We start from the raw sequence: 16,905 nt of genomic DNA, 5'->3' as shown, positions 1-16,905 counted from the left end.
TAGGGCGTGCCCGACGGACCCCGGGGTCAGGCGGGGCCGCAGCGCCCGGGATCACCCGGCGTCGCGGCGCAGCAGCGACCACCCGCCGGCCACCAGCGCGGCGGCCGACCAGCCCCCGAGCAGCGCGGCGGCCTTCCCGGCGGACATGTCCGGCTCGCCGAGCAGCGTCCAGATCGCGCCCGACCCCGGGAGCAGCTCGCCGAGGTCGGCCATCCACCGCACCCCGAACGCCGGCAGCAGCAGCGGCAGCACCAGCTGCAGCAGGAACACCGCCGCGAGGGCCCCGGCGGTGCTGCGCAGCAGCAGCCCGGCTCCCACGGCCAGCGCGCCGCCGGCGGCGAGGACCGCGGCGACCCGGCCCAGGCTGTCGGCCAGCTCCGCGGCCGACAGCGTCAGCTCGGGCGCGAGCGACCACGCGGCGACGTCGGCGGCCAGCGCCAGCAGCACACCGGCGACGGTGACGACGACGACCGGCAGCGCCACCCGCGCCGCGAGCAGCACACCGCGCCGCGACGTCCACTGCAGTGTCGGCCCGATCGCCCCGGTGGCGTGCTCGGCGGTGACCGCGAGCAGCGCCAGCACGAGCAGCGCGAACTGGCCGGGCAGGACGCCGAACTCGCCGGCGAACGAGGCCGGGAGGGCACCGCCGCCGGCCTGCGGCGCGCCGGCCTCGTCGTAGGCGGCCAGGGTGCCGAGGCCGACCACGGTGACCGCGGCGGCGAGCAGGCACCACCAGGTCGTCCGGACCGTCCGTAGCCGCAGCCACTCGGCCGCCGCGGCCCGGGCCAGGACCGTGGGCGTGCCCGGCTCCGCGGACCGGGCGGCGCGCGTCGCGGCGGTCACCGCGGTGCCCCGACCGGCGCGGCGTCGGCCACCCGATACTCGACGCTGGGCCCGGTCAGGTCGAGGTAGGCCTCCTCGAGGGAGGCGCGCTCCTCGGCGAGCCGGTGGACGGCGACCCCGGCGGCCAGCGCCGCGTCGCCCACCGCCGCCGCGGCCGCGTCGTCGACGAGCAGGTCGCCGTCGTCGGCGGGGGTGACCCGCAGGCCCTGCCGCCGCAGCGCCTCGGCCAGCCGCCCGGCCGACGGCGTCCGGACGCGGACCCGCTGCCCGGCGCCGCTGCCGCGCAGCACCTCCGCCACGGACGCGTCGGCGACCAGCCGGCCGCGGCCGATGACGACCAGGTGGTCGGCGGTCTGCTCCATCTCGCTCATCAGGTGGCTCGACAGGAGCACCGTGCGCCCCTCGCCGGCCAGCTGCCGGACCAGGCCGCGGATCCAGCGGACACCGTCGAGGTCCAGGCCGTTCATCGGCTCGTCGAACAGCAGCACGCCGGGGTCGCCGAGCAGCGCGGCGGCGATGCCCAGCCGCTGGCGCATGCCGAGGGAGTAGCCGCGGACCCGCCGCCGGGCCGCCGGGCCGAGCCCCACCAGGTCGACCACCTCGTCGACCCGCCGCACCGGGATGCCGGCGGTGCGGGCGGCCACCCGCAGGTGGTCGCGGCCGCTGCGCCCGGGGTGGACGGCGCCGGCGTCGAGCAGCGCCCCGGCGGCGCGCAGCGGCTCGGCCCGGCCGGCCAGCGGGCGGCCGTCGACCAGCGCCCGGCCGGCGGTCGGCCGGTCGAGGCCGAGCACCATCCGCATCGTGGTGGACTTGCCGGCGCCGTTGGGCCCGAGGAAGCCGGTCACCCGGCCGGGCAGGACGTCGAAGGTCAGGTCGTCGACGGCGCGCACGGCGCCGTACTGCTTGGTGAGCCCGCGGACGGTGATCACGTGCGCGGCCCCGGAGGACGGCGGCGGTCGCACCGCCGCGGGGAGGCAGGAGTCATGACGACGAGGGTGTCGGGGCCGGCCGCCGGTGCGGATCACCCCGCAGGGCCGACCCGGGTCCCCCCGGCGGGGGAGGCCGGAAGCGCACCGGCGGGGGAGTCGCCGGGCCGCCCGGCGGGCCACGATCGCACCATGACCCGGACGACGGCGACCTGGACGACGGCGGCCGCGACCTCGCCAGCGCCCGGGCGGCCGGGGGCGTTCGGGCCCCGGGTGCGCGCCCTGCTCGCCGCCGCACGCCCCGGCTGGCCCGGGCGGGCGCTCTACGCCCTGGCCTCGCTGCCGCTCGCCGCGGCGTACGCGGCGCTGTTCGCCGGCCTGGTCGGCTCGGTGGTCGCGATCGTCTACGGCGTTGGCGTGCTGCTCGTCCTGCTGGTGCTCGCGGTGGCGCGCGGGCTGGCCGGCGTCGAGCGGCGGCTGGCGCGCACCCTGCTCGCCGTCGACGTGCCCACCGGCGAGCGGGTGCGCCGGCAGCCCGGCGCCGTCCGCCAGGTCCGGCGGCTGGTGCTGTCTGCCGGCACCTGGCGGGCGCTGGGCTGGCTCGGCGCCCGGGTGCTGCTCGGGGCCGCCACGTTCGCGACCCTGCTGTTCGGCGCGGCCGCGTTCGTCGCGCTCGGCTGGGAGACCGACTGGAACGCCGTCACCGCGCTGCCGCTGCTGGCGCTCATGGCCGCCGTCGTCGGGGTGACGCTGCTGGTGCTGGAGGTCCTGGTGCGCCTGGCCGCCGCGGCGGCCCCCCGGCTGCTGGGGACCGCACCCGAGCAGCACATCGCCGCGCTGCAGCAGACCTCCCGCCGGCTGGCCGACCGCAACCGGCTGGCCCGCGACCTGCACGACACCATCGGGCACGCGCTGACCGCCAGCCTGCTGCAGGCCACCGCGGCCCGGCGCACGCTCACCCCGGTCGGCGACCGGCCGGTGCAGCCGGACTTCGCCCGGCAGGCCCTCGAGCACATCGAGACCAACACCCGCACCGCGCTGGCCGAGCTGGACCGGGTGCTCAGCGTGCTGCGCGACGCGGGCGCGCCGGAGGCCCCTGTCCCGTTCGCCGCGCCCGCGCTCGCCGACCTCGAGGACCTGCTCGCCGGCCTGCGCGACGGCGGCCTGCCGGTGGCGCTGGTGGTCGACGGCGAGGTCGACGACGTCCCGGCACCGCTGCAGGAGCTCGCCTACCGCGTCGTCCAGGAGGGCACCACCAACGTGCTGCGGCACGCGGGGTGCCCGCTCACCGTGGCCCAGGTGGCGCGCGGGGACGGCGTCCTGGTCGTCCGCGTCTGCAACGAGCGGGCCTCGCAGCTCGACAGCCGGCCGGGACCCGGCGGCGGCCGCGGGCTGGCGGGCCTGCGGGAGCGGGTGGCGGCGGCCGGCGGGGAGCTGGCCGCGGAGCCGACGCCGTCGGGCGGGTTCGAGCTGCGCGCCACCCTGCCGCTGCCGGGCGCCGCGTGACCGCGCCGGCGCTGCGCCTGCTGCTGGTCGACGACGACGTGCTCGTCCGCTCCGGCCTGCGGGTGATCCTGGAGAGCGAGCCCGGCTTCACCGTCGTGGGCGACGCCGGCACCGGCCGCGAGGCGCTCGAGGTCGCCGCCCGCACCGACCCGGACGTCGTCCTCATGGACGTGCGGATGCCCGACCTCGACGGCATCGCCGCCACCGCGGAGCTGGTGGCCCGCGACCCGCAGCGGCCGCGGGTGCTGGTGCTGACCACCTTCGAGGACGACGACTACCTGTTCCGCTCGCTGCAGGCCGGGGCGAGCGGGTTCGCCCTCAAGCGGTCCGATCCCGACGAGCTGGTCGACGCGATCCGGGTCGTGGCGCGGGGGACCTCGCTGGTGCTGCCCGACCTGACCCGGCGGCTGATCGCCGCGCACACGCCGGCCCGGCCGCGCGGCGCGGCGGCGATGCCGGAGCTCACCGGGCGCGAGGCCGACGTGCTGCGTCTGGTCGCCGGCGGCCTGTCCAACGCCGAGATCGCTGCGGGGCTGCACCTGAGCCGCGAGACGGTCAAGACGCACGTCAGCAGCGTGCTGCTCAAGCTCGGCGCCCGGGACCGGACGCAGGCGGTGATCGCCGCCTACGAGCGCGGGTTCATGACGCCGTGAGGCGGGCGGACCGGTTCGCCGCCGGGTCCGCTGCCCCGGTCGGCCCAGGCCCTGCGGGAGTCGCTCAGTCGACGGCGGTGGCCTCGATCTCCACCATCGTCTCGGGGAAGGCCAGCCGGGTCACCCCGAGCAGCGTGCTGGTCGGCCGCACGCCGGCCGCTCCGAACCGCCCGACCAGCTCCTCCCAGCACCCGACCATCGCGTCGACGTCGGTGGCGTAGACGGTGAGGCGGACCACGTGGCCCAGCGTCATCCCGGCCTCCCCGAGCACCGTCTCGAGGTTGTCCAGGGCGAGCGACACCTGGGCGCGGAGGTCACCCTCGTGCTGCGGCGTGCCGTCGGCCGCCGTGGCCGCCTGCCCGGAGACCACCAGCAGCCGGCCGGCGTGCTCGACCAGTTTCCCCTGGTCGATCCCGTAGTCGAGCGACCACGACCAGGGGTTCACCGGTGTCCGGATGGCGGCCATGGCGGTCCTCCCTCCGCTCGCCACCCCGCTGGTGGCGACGCGGAGGTCAGCGTGGCGCGGGCGGGACGGACCCGGTGCCCGCGTCCCCCGCTGCCGGCCGACACGGCGCCGGAGTCGACCCTCCGCACCCCGAGCGGTTCGCTCCGTGACCCGGCCGGCGCCGGAGGGACCCGGTGTCCTCAGGCCGGCCGGTCGGCGGCGGCGTACCAGGCGGCCAGCCGCGCGAAGCCCTCCTCGAGGGACACCTCCGGGCGCCAGCCCAGCGCGGCCCGCGTGCGCCGCTGGTCGAACCAGTGCGCGGTGCTCAGCTGCTCGGCGAGGAAGCGGGTCAGTGGCGGCGTCGAGCGCCGGTCGGTCGCGGCCCAGACCCCCTCGACGACGGCGCCGGCCAGCCACGCCGCCCGGGCCGGCACGCGGCGCCGCGGGCCCGGTGCGCCGGCCGCGCCGCACAGCCGGGTCAGCAGCTCCCCGATGGGGCGGGGTTCGCCGTTGCTGACCACCAGCGCCTCGCCGTGGACCGGGCCGCAGGCGTCGACCGCGGCGACCAGGGCCGCGGCGGCGTTGTCGACGTAGGTGGTGTCGACCAGCGCTGCGCCCGAGCCGACCAGCGGCAGCCGGCCGGCCCGGCCCCGCGCGACGATCCGCGCCACCAGCTGCTCGTCGCCGGGGCCCCACACCAGGTGCGGCCGCACGGCGAGCACCGCCAGGCCGGGGGAGTCGGCGGCCAGGGCGAGCACCTCCGCCTGTGCCTTCGACCGCGCGTAGTGGCCCCGCGCCGCGGCCGGGTCCGCGGGGTCCGCCCCGGCGCCCGACAGCGGGTCGCCGGCGTGCGCGACCGACGGCGAGGACACGTGGACCAGCCGCCCGACCCCCTCGGCGGCGCAGGCGGCGACGACGTTGCGGGTGCCCTCGACGTTGGCCTGCTGGTACTCGCGCCACCGGCCGGTCACGTCGACCTTGGCGGCGAGGTGCACGACGGCGTCGGAGCCGCGGGCCGCCCGCGCCACGGCCGACCCGTCGGCGACGTCGCCGAGCACCTCGGTGCACGGCAGCCCCGCGGGGCGGCGCTGCAGCACGGTGACGTCGTCGCCGCGGGCCAGCAGCGCCCGGGCGGTGGCCCGGCCGAGCATCCCGCTGGCCCCGGTGACCAGCACCCTCACGGCGTGCGGGCCCGCCGCCGCCGGCGGACGGGGGAGCCGGCCAGGACCCGGGCGGCCCGGCGGGCCAGCGCGGCGCGGTCGACCTTCGACTGGTGCCGGACGTCGACCGGCAGCCGGCGCGCGACGAGCACCGCGGCGACGTCGACGCCGGCCACCGACCGGACCGCGGCGGCGAGGTCGGCGCCGGCCACGGTGAGCGAGCGGCCGCGGCGGGGGACGGGCGTGCCGGGGGCAGGCGTCTCCGGCACCACGACCACCGCGACCACCTGCGCGCCGGCCGGGCCGACGCCGACCACGGCGGCCGCCGCGACGCCGTCGAGCTGCTCGACGCGCTGCTCGACGCCCACCGGCGTCACCACGCCCGCGGCGGTGGTGACCACGTGCGCGAGGCGTCCCTCGATCCAGAGCCGGCCCTCCTCGTCGAGGTGGCCGACGTCGCCGGTGCGGTGCCAGCCCGGGTCGCGGGAGGCCGCACGCTCGGTGGCCCACAGCGCGTCGTAGCGGTCCTTGACGTGCGCGGCCCGCACGCACACCTCGCCGGTGACCCCGGCCGCGGCGGTCAGCGGGCCGTCGGCGGCGCCCGAGGCCGACAGCGGGCTCAGCCGCACCTCGACGCCGGTCACCGGCCGGCCGACGCACACGCCCTCGCCGGGGCCCGCCTTCTCGATCTCGTCCAGCGACACGTCGGTGACCGGCAGCGCCTCGGTCATGCCGTAGGGGGTGTGCGCCTCCGCCGCCGGCACGACGTCGTGCAGCGAGCGCAGCAACGCGGCCGGCACGGGCGCCCCCGCCGACATGAGCAGCCGCACCCGGCGCAGCGCCGACCGCTGGTCGGCGGTCAGCTCCGCCGCGGTCGCGGCGACGCGGCGCAGGGCGGCCGGGGCGGCGAACACCACGGTGGCGTCGACGGCGGCCGCGGCGTCGGCGAGCTTCGCGGCGGTGAGCGTGCCGGGCGCGGTGACGTCGACGTCGGGGACCGCCGAGGCGATGCCCAGGCCCGGTCCCAGCAGGGAGAACGGGGCGAAGGCGGCCACCAGCGCGTCGCCGGGCCCGAGCCGGTAGGTGCGGCGCACCAGGTCCAGCTGGGCGCCGACCTGGCGCTGCGTGTACACGACGCCCTTGGCCGGGCCGGTGGCGCCGGAGGTGAAGACGACGGCGGCGTCGGTGTCCGGCGGGCACTCCGGCGGCGCCGGCGCCGTCCGGCCCCGCTCCTCCAGCTCCGCCAGGTCGTGCGCGGCCCCGAGGGCCCGGCGGCGGGCGGGGGTCAGCGGGCCGGCCGCGATGCGGGTGCCGGGCAGGCCCATGGCCCGCGCGGCCAGCAGGCCGGGGGCGGCGCCGAGGACGTGGTCGGCGGCCGCGCCGCGCAGGGCGCGCCGCATCCCGGCGAAGCCGAGCCCCTTGTCCGCCACGACGACGGCGGCGCCGGCCCGCCACACGGCGTACACCGCGGCGGTCAGGTCGGGGGAGGGCTCGAGCAGCAGGGCGACCCGGTGCCCTGGGCGGACGCCGGCCGCGGCCAGCCCGGCGGCGAGGTCCTCGACCCGGCGGGCCAGCTGCGCCCAGCTCACCGCGGCGCCGCCGACGGTCACCACCGCCGGGGAGCCGTCGCCGGACCGGTCCCGCAGCGCCGCCCACGGGCGGGGGGGCGCGTCGCCCGCCGGCGCGGGGTCGCGGGCGGGCGGCGGCCCGGCGGACAGGTCGGTGACCCACCGGACGACGGCCGCCGCGTACTGGGGCGCGTCCTCGGGGAGCAGGTGCGAGGCGCCCTCGTAGCGGTGGACCTGCGCCCGCGGCAGCCGGTCGCGCAGGTCGGTGAGGTACCGCTCGCCGAAGACCGGGTCGCGCGGACCCCACAGCAGCAGCGCCGGGACGTCGAGCGTGCGCACGCCCTCGGCGATCGCCTCCTGCACCGCCCGCGAGGGGTGGCCCTCGCGGAAGGGGATGTCGGCGACGAAGTCGCCCACCGAGCGGCGGCGGCGCGCCGACCGGTAGGGCGCCGCGTAGGCCCGGCGGACCTCGGCGGGCAGCGCCGGCCGGGACAGCGCCGTCGCCGCCCGCACGAACACCGGGGTGCCCACGGTGGCCGTCGCGCGGATGCCCGGCGCGTGGGCCAGCCGGATCAGCGCCGGCCCGAGGTCGCCCTCGGGCATCGCCACCGCGGTGTTGGTGAGCACGACGCCGCGCAGCTGGTCGCGGTGCTCCAGCCCCCAGCCCAGGGAGATGATCCCGCCCCAGTCGTGGGCGACGGTGACCACCGGGCCGTCGATCCCGAGCGCGGCGGTGAGGTCCCCGAGGTCGGCCACCCGCTGCGCCAGGGTGCGCGGCGCGTCGAGCCGGTCGGACCAGCCCATGCCCAGCTGGTCGGGGGCGACGACGCGCCAGCCCGGCGGCGGGGCGGCCAGCAGCCGGCGCCACAGGTAGGACCAGGTCGGGTTGCCGTGGACGCACAGCAGCGTCCCGGCCGCGCCCTCCCGGGGACCGGTGTCCAGCACGTGCCAGGTGTGCTCCTCGCCGCCGGTGTCGGTGACGGTCACCCGCCGCGACCAGGACGGGTCGAGCCCCGGCAGGCCGGCCGGCGTCCCCGCCGTCACCAGGCGATCTCGAGGCAGCAGGCGTTGAGCCCCGACCCGATCCCCATCAGCAGCACCCGGTCGCCGTCGACGAGGGTGCCGGCCTGGCTGGCCAGCGTGAACGGCACCGAGGCCGGCCCGAGGTTGCCCCGGGTCGGGAAGGTCGTGGGCACCCGGGCGGGGTCGATGCCGAACCGGTCGCACATCGCCTGGGTGTGCACCTTGCTGACCTGGTGGACCACGTAGCGGTCCATGCCCCGGTCCCAGTGGAACTCGGCCGCCGCCTCGGCCCACAGCTGCTCCGACAGCGACAGCCCGGCGGCGAGCAGGCCCTTGAGGTCGGTGTGCATGCCGTCGTTGTCGCCGGTGCACAGCTGGTGGTGCTCGGTGCCGGCCCGGCTGACCGAGCCGACCAGCCGGTGCCCCTCCGGATGCCGGTCGGCGGGGCCGAGGACCATCGCCGCGGCGCCGGAGCCCAGGGTGAGCGTGGCGAAGTGCGCCATCACGTCCTTGGCCGAGGTCTCGGGCGAGTTGAGCAGGTCGAGGGTGCGCTCCTGCACCGGCCGGGAGTCCTCGCCGTTGACGATCAGCGCGTACTCCACCATCCCGCTGTCGATCATCGCGGCGGCCAGCTCCATGCCGTTGACGAAGCCGAGGCAGGCGTTGGTCACGTCGAAGTTCTGGCAGGAGCTGGGCAGCCCGAGCGCGTCGTGGACGGCGACCGCCGTCGAGGGCTCGAGGTGCTTGCGGCTGACCGAGGTGTTGACCATCAGCCCGATCTGCGCCGGGTCGACGCCGCTCTCGCTGATCGCCTTGGCCCCGGCGGTGGCCGCGCCGTCGACGAAGGTGACGCCGTCGGCCCACCAGCGGCGCTCCCTGATGCCCGCGAGCCGCTCGAGCAGCCCCGGCCGCAGACCGACGCGCCGGTAGGTGTCGACCAGGCGTGCGTCGAGCGCGTCCGAGGTCACCACCTGGGAGGCGTCCGCCGTCTGCACGGTCAGGATCGTGGTGTTGCTGAAGCGGTGCGTGGCGTTGCCGGTCATCCGGGTCCAGTCGTGTGCGCAGGTGGGCGGGCTTCCTTCGCTGGCCGCCCAGGTCCAGCGGGCTCTACCCGGCGGCGGCAGCGGTACACCGACCGTCGCACGGGGTCACTCACAGGTGGACGACGTGGCCGGTCCGGGGGTCGCCGCCGCCGCGGAGCACCTCCAGCCAGACCTCGCGCAGCCCGTCCGGCCCGGCGGACTCCCGGACGTCGACCCAGCCGGCGACGGCGGGGGTGAACCGCCGCCACGCCTCGCCGAACCGCTCGGCGAACCCGGCCCGTCCCCAGTCCGCGACGCGGGCGGCCATCCGGTCGGGCGCGAAGAACACCACCGGGCGCGGGCCGGGGAGCGCGCCCGCCGGACTGGTGTCCTGGTGGGTCACGCCGACCACCAGGTCCAGGACCAGGTCGGCCCGCAGGTGCTCGTGCAGCGCCTTCCGCAGCGGCGTGCTCCCGGCGAGGTCGAGGTAGGCGGTCGGCGCGGCGGCCAGCCCGGCGACGTCGTCGTAGGACAGCACGCGGTCGTAGCAGCCCAGTGAGGCCGTGAACGCCACGTTGGCCGGGCCGGTGAGGCCGACGACCTCCGCGGTGCCGCCGTGCAGCAGGAACGCCGTGCCGTAGGCCGTCTTGCTCGACGCCGACGACAGCACGACCACGTCGGCGGGCTGCCCGGCGAGCTGGTCGGCGAGCAGGAACGAGGTGAGGAACAGCGGCCGGAACAGCACCTGCAGGTCCTCCCGCCCGGGCTCGTAGGCGGGGTCGCCGGTGGTCAGCGCGTAGGCGTTGTAGACCGCCGGCAGCCCCGCCCGGTGCGGGCTCCCGTCGCGGAAGCCGTGCGGGCCGGCCCGCTCCGGGCGCACGAGCAGGTGGCTGGCCGGGGGCAGGTAGCCGTAGACCCGCTGCCCGGCCTCGACGCCGTCGGCCCGGGAGGCGAGGACCTCGGCGAATCCCCACAGCGGCACCCGGCCCGCGCCGTCGGCCGCCGGGAAGAACGCCCAGTAGCGGAGGGTGTCGCCGAGCACCGCGTAGGTGACGTTGTTGGCGGTCATCCCGACGCGGTCGACCCGCAGCACCGCCTCGCCGTCGGCGGGCTCGGGCACGTCGGTCCCGACGATCGAGGTGCGGCCGAGGTCGTCGCGGGCGACCTCGAGGGCCCAGCCGGCAGGAGTCACCCCGTCACCGTGCCGGTGGAGGCGACGGGGGTCAACGCCGCGCGGTCACTCCCCGGAGCGGGCGCGCAGCGCCTCGACCTCGGCGCGCAGGGCGCCGGCCTCGGCGGTCAGGGCGCCGACCCGCTCGCGGGCGTCGCGCCCGTCGGCCTCGGCGGCGGCCGCCCGGCGCTCGGCGTCCCCGGCCCGCTGGGTCGCCAGCGCCGCGGCGGTGAGCGCCTCCTGCCGCTCGCGCTCGGCCGCCGCCGCGCGGTCGGCCGCCTCGCCGGCCCGGGTGCGGGCGTCCTGCTCGGCACGGCGGGCCGCGTCCCGGTCCCGCACGGCGCCGCGGGTCTCCTCGCGGGCGGCGGCCGCCTCGGCCCGCGCCCCGTCCCGCGCGGCGAGGGCCGCGTCGCGCTCCTCGGTGCGGGTCTGCACGGTCGCGGTGAGCGTGGCCTCGGTGACGCCCCACCGGGCGCGGGCCTCGACGAGGGCGTCGTGCTCACGGGCGGCGTCCGCGCGGGCCCGCCGCGCGGCCTCACGGGCCTCCCCGGCGTCGCGCTCGGCCGCCCGGCGGCGCTCCTCGGCGTCGCGGGCGCGCTCGGCGGCGGCCGCCTGCTCCTGCCGGGCCAGGTCGCGGGCCGACTCCGCCTCCTCGCGGGCTCGCTCGGCGGCCCGGTGCGCCTCCTCGGCGGCCGCGGTGCGCCGGCCGGCCTCGGCCCGGGCCTCGGCGACCTGCTCGTCGGCGGCGGTGCGGGTCGCGGCGGCGTCCTGCTCGGCCGCCCGGCGGGAATCCTCGGCCTCCGTGCGCAGCCGCCCGGCCAGCCGGGCCTCCTCCTCGGCGCGCAACTGGGCGGCGTGCGCGGCGTCGACGTCGGAGCGGGCCTGGGCCAGCCGCGCCTCCACGGCCGCCTCGTCGCGGTACTCCTCGAGCGCGTCCAGAGCGGCGGTGAGCAGGGCCGCCTGCGTGTCGGCCGCGGCCGCCGCCTCCCGGGCCGCCACCACCCACCGGCCCACCAGCTGCCGCACCCGGCCCTCGGGGGGCAGGTCGCCGGCCGGCGCCACCGTAGCGGCGACGGGCCGAGGGGAGCGCTGCGCCGCCACGCGCGCCCGCCGGGCGGTCTCGGGGTTGTGGTCCGCGCGCTCGCAGAACCGCGGTGACGGTCCGCTGCGCCCGGCCACCCGGGGCCGCGGCGGGGCGGGGCAGCCGGGGAAGGCGCACGTGGTCGTGCCGCGGTCGGGCTCTTCTCCGCCGCTGGGCTCCGTCATGCGCGGTGAGGATAGTCGGATGGACGGCCCAGACATCCAACCTTTTATCGTTCGGCTTGAGGCCGTCGCGGTTCGCTTCCGAGAAGCACCTATTCTGCGAAGCGATCCGGGCCGGGGGAGGAGGCGGATGACCGAGCCACGTGAGCCGGGGGAGGGGGCCGTCGTCGCGTCACCACACGACGACGGCGGGCTGCTGCTGCCCGGCGACCTGAGCTCCGTCGGCACGTACGTCGCCGCGGCGCAGGCCGGCTCCACCCGGGACGCCTACGCGCGCGACGTGCGCGCCTGGGCGGCCTGGTGCGCCGACCGGTCACTGCCGAGCGCCCTGCCCGCCGACCCGCTCCTCGTCGCCGCCTGGCTCGCCGCGATGGCCGACGACGGCCGCAGCCCCGGCTACGTCGCCCGCCGCCTGTCGGCGCTCAACGACGCCCACCGGACCGCCGGGCACCCCGCCCCCGGGGACAGCGAGGGGGTCCGCCGGACCCTCGCCGGCATCCGCCGCACCGCGGTGCGCGCCGGCCACCGGCCCCGGCGAGCCCGCGCGCTGGACACCGCGACCGTGCGGGCGCTGGTCGAGGACCTGCCGGAGACCCTCGCCGGGCTGCGCGACCGTGCCCTGATCCTGGTCGGCTTCGCGCTGGGGCTGCGGGCCTCGGACCTGTGCGCCCTGCGGATCGAGGACCTCACCTCGGCCGGGCACGGCGGCCTCGACGTCCTCCTGCGCTTCTCCAAGACCGACCAGGACGGCGCCGGGGAGGTCCTGGCCCTGGCCGAGGGCGTCCGCGAGGTCACCTGCCCGGTGCGCGCGGTGCAGGCCTGGCGGGCCGCGCTGGCCGAGCGGGGCGTCACCACCGGCCCGCTGTTCCGGTCGGTGGGCAAGGGGCACGGCCAGCGGCTGGGGACCACCGCGCTGACCACCCGCAGCGTCGACCTGGTGCTCGAGCGGGCCGCCCGGCGCGCGGGGGTCTCGGCCGAGGGCCTCTCGCCGCACTCGCTGCGGCGCGGCTTCGCCACCACGGCCTACGCCCAGGGCGTGTCCGAGAAGGAGATCAGCCGAACCGGGCGGTGGCGGTCGCTCGTGGTCCGCACCTACGACGCCTCCAGCCGCTGGGCCGACCCCGCGTCGGGCTCGCTGGGGCTCTGACCCGCCGGCCGGGCGGCGCTACACGAGGTGCGACCTGCGCAGCCAGGCGAAGGCCGCCCACCCGGGCAGGACCGGCAGCCAGAACGTGGCGAGCCGGTAGAGGAAGACGGCCGGGACGGCGACCGTGTGGTCCATCCCGGCGCCGACCAGCCCCGCCACGAGCGCGGCCTCCACGGCGCCCAGGCCGCCGGGCGTCGGGGCGGCCGCCGCGACGGCGGCGCCGGCGAGGTAGACCACGCCCACGGTGAGCAGGCCCAGGTCCCCGCCGAGGGCCCGCGTCGACGCGTAGAGGCAGACCAGGTAGCCGAGCGTGGTCAGCGCCGAGCCGCCGAGTAGCAGCGCGAGCCCACCCGGGCTGCGCAGGACCGCGGCCACCCCGCGCGACGACCGGCGCAGCGGCGGCAGCAGCCGCCCGGCGACGCGCCGTCGGACGGCCGGCACGGCGGCCGCGACCACGGCCACGGCGAGCACCGCCAGCGCACCCCACAGCACGGCGGGCGACTCGACCGGCCCTAACGACGCCGACAGCGACCGGCCGGCCACGACCCCGAAGCCCACCAGCAGGACCACGTGGACGGCGGTCCCGGCCGCGTAGCTCAGACCGACCCCGGAGGTGGCCACCGCCAGGTCGACACCGCTGCGCTGCAGGTACCGGACGGTGAGCGCCATCCCCCCGAGGCCGGCCGGGGCGAGCCGGCCGGCGAACGACGAGGCGAACTGGGCGGCGAACAGGGGGACCGGCCGCAGCCGCGCGGGCACGGCCCCCGCGAGGGCGACCGCGGCGCCGGCGTAGGTCAGCACCGACGTCGCCGCGACCAGCGGTGCCCAGGACCAGTCGGCGTCCCGGACCCGGGCGACCATGCCGGGCACGTCGCCGAGCTGCGGGACCAGCAGGTACGCCGCCAGGACCAGCACGGCGGCGAGGAGGACCGTCCTGGGCCGGATGCGCTCCAGGTCCGCCAGGGGCGGCTCCGGGACCCCGCACCGCCGGGCGACGGCGGCGCGGATCCGCCCGGCCAACTGCCGGTCGTGCCGCAGCGCGTGCCGGGTGGCACCCCCGAGGGAGTCCGGCTGCAGCCGGGGCAGCGCCGCGGCGACCGCATCGGGCCCGAGCCGGGCGACGGCGCTGTCGACGGCGGGGTCGACCCCGGCCCGCAGTGCCAGGGCGACCAGCAGCTGGGCGACGTCGGCGTCCAGCAGTGCCGGTGCGGCGGCGACCTCGCTGAAGCCCCAGTCGATCAGCCAGGGCGTCCCCGACCGGTCGAGCAGGACGTTGGCCTGGCGCAGGTCGCGGTGGGCCACGCGGTGCCGGCGCAGGAGGGCCACCTGGTCCCACACGCCGTGCAGGACCGGCTCGGTCACCGCCGAGTCCGGCAGCCGGTCGAGCGTCGTGCCGTCGACCAGGTCGTGGGACAGCAGCCAGGAGTCACGCCCCACCGGGGCGATCGCGCGCAGGCGGGGCGTGCGCCCTCCGACGTCCCGGACGAACAGGGACACCAGCGCCTCGTGCTCGACCGTGCGGCGCAGCGAGGAGAACGGCCGCTCGTCGCCGACGTCCTTGAGCCGCAGGAACCGGTAGGCCCGGAACAGCAGGTCGGCGGCCCGGTTCTCGGCGCCCATGACCTTGGCGAACACCCGGTGCCCGTCCCGCAGGACGGCGGTCCAGGGGACCGAGCCGCGGGCGTCGACCACGGCCGGCTCGACGGCCACCGCGTCCAGGCCGCTGCCGGCCAGGGCGGCGGCCACGGCCGCACGGGTCGGCCGGGCGAGAGGGCGGCCGAACGCGAGGAGGGTGGCCGAGCCCGCGGCCGTGCCCAGCACGAGTGCCACGGCCAGCGTGGCCGGGGACGCCACCGGCACCAGCAGGTGCAGCAGGGTGGAGCACGCCAGGACCAGCGCCCCGGCGCGGCGCCACCGCCGGGACACGGACGGCGCCAGCACCGCGAACGACGCCGCGACGACGGCCAGGCCGTCCGCGCCCAGCGCACTGCCGAGCCCCCACGGCAGCTCCGCCCTGCGGGAGGGCCCGCCCGTGCCCGCGTCGTCGAGCAGCTCCTCCACCCCGCGCGCCGCGACCACCGCGACGGCACCGGCGACGAGCAGGTACCCGGCCAGGCGGGGGCGGCGCAGCAGCAGCGGCGCGGTCCAGGCCGCGACGACCGACGCCGCCACCAGCAGGGCGCAGACGCCGGCGAGGAACCGCTCGAGGACCGGTGCGGCCGAGGTCAGCCGCCCGGCCAGGGCCGCCTCCAGCGTCGCGGCCTCCGCCCGCGCCCAGCGGGCGAGCAGCACCAGCGGGACGGCGGCGAGGACCAGCACGCAGGTGCGCAGCAGGTCGCTGGGGGACCGGGCGTAGCCGGTGACCTCCTCCTGGGACCGGTCGACTCCCGTCCCCGCGCGCAGCCCCGGCGCCGGCGCGGCCGCCACGACCGGGGCGTCCGGCCGGCCCGCCGCCCCCCTCGTCTCCGTGTGCCCTGTCGGCTCCGTGCGCCCTGTCGTGTCCATGGGCTCCGCCCTCCGGGTCGCTGCGCACACCGTGGCCGCGCGCGGCGCCCTCGGGAAGGGGGCCGCTCCCGGTCTGGACGCCGTCCCGGGGGCTGAGCAGGATCCCTCCCGCGCCGGGTGCGCGGCCCCGGCCGGACGACGGGAGCGGTGGTGGACGGTCTGGTCGGGGTCGACACCCTGGTGGCCGTGGCGGCCGTCGCGCTGGTGGCGCCGCTGGTCGTCGGGCTGTTCCCGCGTCTGCCCGTCCCGCAGGTGGTGCTGCTGATCGCCGGCGGGGTGCTGATCGGACCCGACGTCCTGGGCCTGAGCACGCCGGACCAGGTGCAGGTGCTCGCCGACGTCGGCCTCGGCTTCGTCTTCCTCCTCGCCGGCTACGAGGTGGACCTGCGGCTCTTCCGCCAGGACGCCGGGCGGCGCGCCGTCGTCGCCTGGACCGTGTCGCTGCTCCTGGCGATCGGCGTGGTGGGCCTGCTGTCCGGCACCGGGCTGGTGCGGGCCTTCCTGCCGGTGGCCCTCGGGCTGACCACCACCGCGCTGGGCACGCTGCTGCCGGTCCTGCGCGACAACGGGCTGCTCGCCGGCCGGCTGGGCGGGTACCTGCTGGCCGCGGGCGGGGTCGGCGAGCTGTTCCCGGTCCTGGCGATCGCGGTGTTCCTGGGCACGCAGAACCGGTTCACCGCTCTGGCCTCGCTGGGGGTCGTCGCCGTCCTCGCGCTGCTGCTCGCCCTCGCCCGCCGGGTGGTCCGGGAGGGCAGCAGGCTCGCCACCGTCGTCGTGCTCGGCCAGCACGAGACCGCCCAGATCACGCTGCGCGCGACGATCCTGCTGCTGGTCGCGCTCATCGCCGTCACCGACCGCTTCCACCTCGACGCCGTGCTCGGGGCCTTCCTCGCCGGCGTCGTGCTCCGCCGCTGGGTGGGCACGTCCTCGCCGGTCCTGGAGTCCAAGCTCGACGCCGTCGGCTACGGGTTCTTCATCCCCGTCTTCTTCATCTACTCCGGCATGGCGCTCGACCTGGACTCGATCGCCGAGGCGCCGCTGCGCGTGCTGCTGTTCGCCGGCCTCATGCTCGCCGTGCGGGGGCTGCCCGCGCTGGTGGTCTACCGCGGCGTGCTGGGGCTGCGCGAGCGGGTGCAGACCGTGCTGGTGACGGCGACGGCGCTGCCGGTGCTGGTCGCGCTGACGGAGATCGGCCTGCGCAACGGCACCATGCTCCCGGTGAACGCCGCGGCCCTGGTGGGCGCCGGCGTGCTCACCGTCCTGGTGTTCCCCGCCGTGGCCGTCGCTCTGGGTCGGCCCGCGCGGACCGGTGGACCGGCAGCCGCTCCCGCCGGCGCCCCGCCGCCGTCCGCCGCAGCAACGGGTGCCGGCCCGGCTGGTGCGGTGCACGGCGACCGGTCGACTCCCCGCCGGCGTCGCGAGAAGGGCTCGTGGACCCGCCGACGCGGTGGCCGCGGGATCTAACACCGGCCGCGCCCGGGTCGGGCTCCGAGACCGCGGATGGTCGTGCCGGGGCCCGTCCGGCCCGCACTCCTCTGCGACTCCGGTCAGTAGGGCGGTGGGGTGGTGGCGGCGGTGAGCCCGGTGGGTGTGGTGACGGTGAGGGTGCCGTCCGGGGCGAGGGTGTGGGTCCAGCCGGGGGCCTGGTGCTTGCCGCGGTGGTGGCCGGTGCA

At 78.5% G+C, this 16,905-nt stretch carries 13 protein-coding genes; 4 read left to right on the top strand and 9 right to left on the bottom strand.

The window, feature by feature from the left end:
* Nucleotides 1–51: 51 nt before the first annotated feature.
* The gene (locus ACI79O_RS15365; RefSeq protein WP_456914581.1) at nt 52–843 is read right to left on the bottom strand and encodes a hypothetical protein; all 792 of its coding nucleotides are present in this window, start codon (nt 841–843) and stop codon (nt 52–54) included.
* Complete coding sequence (locus ACI79O_RS15360; RefSeq protein WP_456914580.1) at nt 840–1,772, bottom strand: ABC transporter ATP-binding protein; 933 nt, start codon at nt 1,770–1,772, stop codon at nt 840–842. Before ACI79O_RS15360 ends, ACI79O_RS15365 begins: the two co-directional genes overlap by 4 nt.
* 189 nt (nt 1,773–1,961) lie before the next feature.
* On the opposite strand from ACI79O_RS15360, the gene ACI79O_RS15355 reads away from it, so the two are divergent.
* Nucleotides 1,962–3,275 carry a sensor domain-containing protein gene (locus ACI79O_RS15355; RefSeq protein ID WP_456914579.1) on the top strand — a complete coding sequence of 438 codons (1,314 nt, stop codon included), beginning with the start codon at nt 1,962–1,964 and terminating at the stop codon, nt 3,273–3,275.
* The gene (locus ACI79O_RS15350) at nt 3,272–3,928 is read left to right on the top strand and encodes a response regulator (RefSeq protein ID WP_456890402.1); all 657 of its coding nucleotides are present in this window, start codon (nt 3,272–3,274) and stop codon (nt 3,926–3,928) included. The genes ACI79O_RS15355 and ACI79O_RS15350 overlap by 4 nt, the downstream gene beginning before the upstream one ends.
* A gap of 64 nt (nt 3,929–3,992) precedes the next feature.
* On the opposite strand, the gene ACI79O_RS15345 is transcribed toward ACI79O_RS15350, so the two are convergent.
* The 6 genes from ACI79O_RS15345 to ACI79O_RS15320 form a co-directional block, all read right to left on the bottom strand.
* Nucleotides 3,993–4,394, bottom strand: a complete 402-nt coding sequence (locus ACI79O_RS15345; RefSeq protein WP_456914578.1) for a RidA family protein — start codon at nt 4,392–4,394, stop codon at nt 3,993–3,995.
* A 179-nt stretch (nt 4,395–4,573) separates the two neighbouring features.
* Entirely contained in the window at nt 4,574–5,548 is a 975-nt protein-coding gene (locus tag ACI79O_RS15340) for an NAD-dependent epimerase/dehydratase family protein (RefSeq protein ID WP_456890404.1), read from the bottom strand.
* Between the two features lie 2 nt (nt 5,549–5,550).
* Nucleotides 5,551–8,145, bottom strand: a complete 2,595-nt coding sequence (locus ACI79O_RS15335) for an alpha/beta fold hydrolase (RefSeq protein ID WP_456914577.1) — start codon at nt 8,143–8,145, stop codon at nt 5,551–5,553.
* Complete coding sequence (locus tag ACI79O_RS15330; RefSeq protein ID WP_456890406.1) at nt 8,142–9,167, bottom strand: 3-oxoacyl-ACP synthase III; 1,026 nt, start codon at nt 9,165–9,167, stop codon at nt 8,142–8,144. The genes ACI79O_RS15335 and ACI79O_RS15330 overlap by 4 nt, the downstream gene beginning before the upstream one ends.
* A gap of 109 nt (nt 9,168–9,276) precedes the next feature.
* Nucleotides 9,277–10,338, bottom strand: coding sequence for a DUF2855 family protein (locus tag ACI79O_RS15325; protein WP_456914576.1), 1,062 nt, complete (start codon nt 10,336–10,338; stop codon nt 9,277–9,279).
* A gap of 45 nt (nt 10,339–10,383) precedes the next feature.
* Nucleotides 10,384–11,583 (bottom strand): hypothetical protein, encoded by a 1,200-nt coding sequence (locus ACI79O_RS15320; RefSeq protein ID WP_456914575.1) that lies wholly within the window; start codon nt 11,581–11,583, stop codon nt 10,384–10,386.
* Between the two features lie 127 nt (nt 11,584–11,710).
* Between ACI79O_RS15320 and ACI79O_RS15315 the strand changes: the two genes are divergently transcribed.
* Nucleotides 11,711–12,727 (top strand): site-specific integrase, encoded by a 1,017-nt coding sequence (locus tag ACI79O_RS15315; RefSeq protein WP_456914574.1) that lies wholly within the window; start codon nt 11,711–11,713, stop codon nt 12,725–12,727.
* A gap of 18 nt (nt 12,728–12,745) precedes the next feature.
* Here the strand turns inward: ACI79O_RS15315 and ACI79O_RS15310 are convergent, their stop codons facing one another.
* On the bottom strand, nt 12,746–15,154 hold the full coding sequence (locus ACI79O_RS15310) for a lysylphosphatidylglycerol synthase domain-containing protein (RefSeq protein ID WP_456914573.1): 2,409 nt from the start codon (nt 15,152–15,154) through the stop codon (nt 12,746–12,748).
* A 228-nt stretch (nt 15,155–15,382) separates the two neighbouring features.
* Between ACI79O_RS15310 and ACI79O_RS15305 the strand changes: the two genes are divergently transcribed.
* Complete coding sequence (locus tag ACI79O_RS15305) at nt 15,383–16,696, top strand: cation:proton antiporter (protein ID WP_456890411.1); 1,314 nt, start codon at nt 15,383–15,385, stop codon at nt 16,694–16,696.
* Nucleotides 16,697–16,905: the final 209 nt, after the last annotated feature.

It is taken from the genome of Geodermatophilus sp. SYSU D00696 (assembly GCF_054050235.1).
Note: the sequence above shows the minus strand (reverse complement) of the source record. Positions and strands in the feature narration are given on the sequence as shown.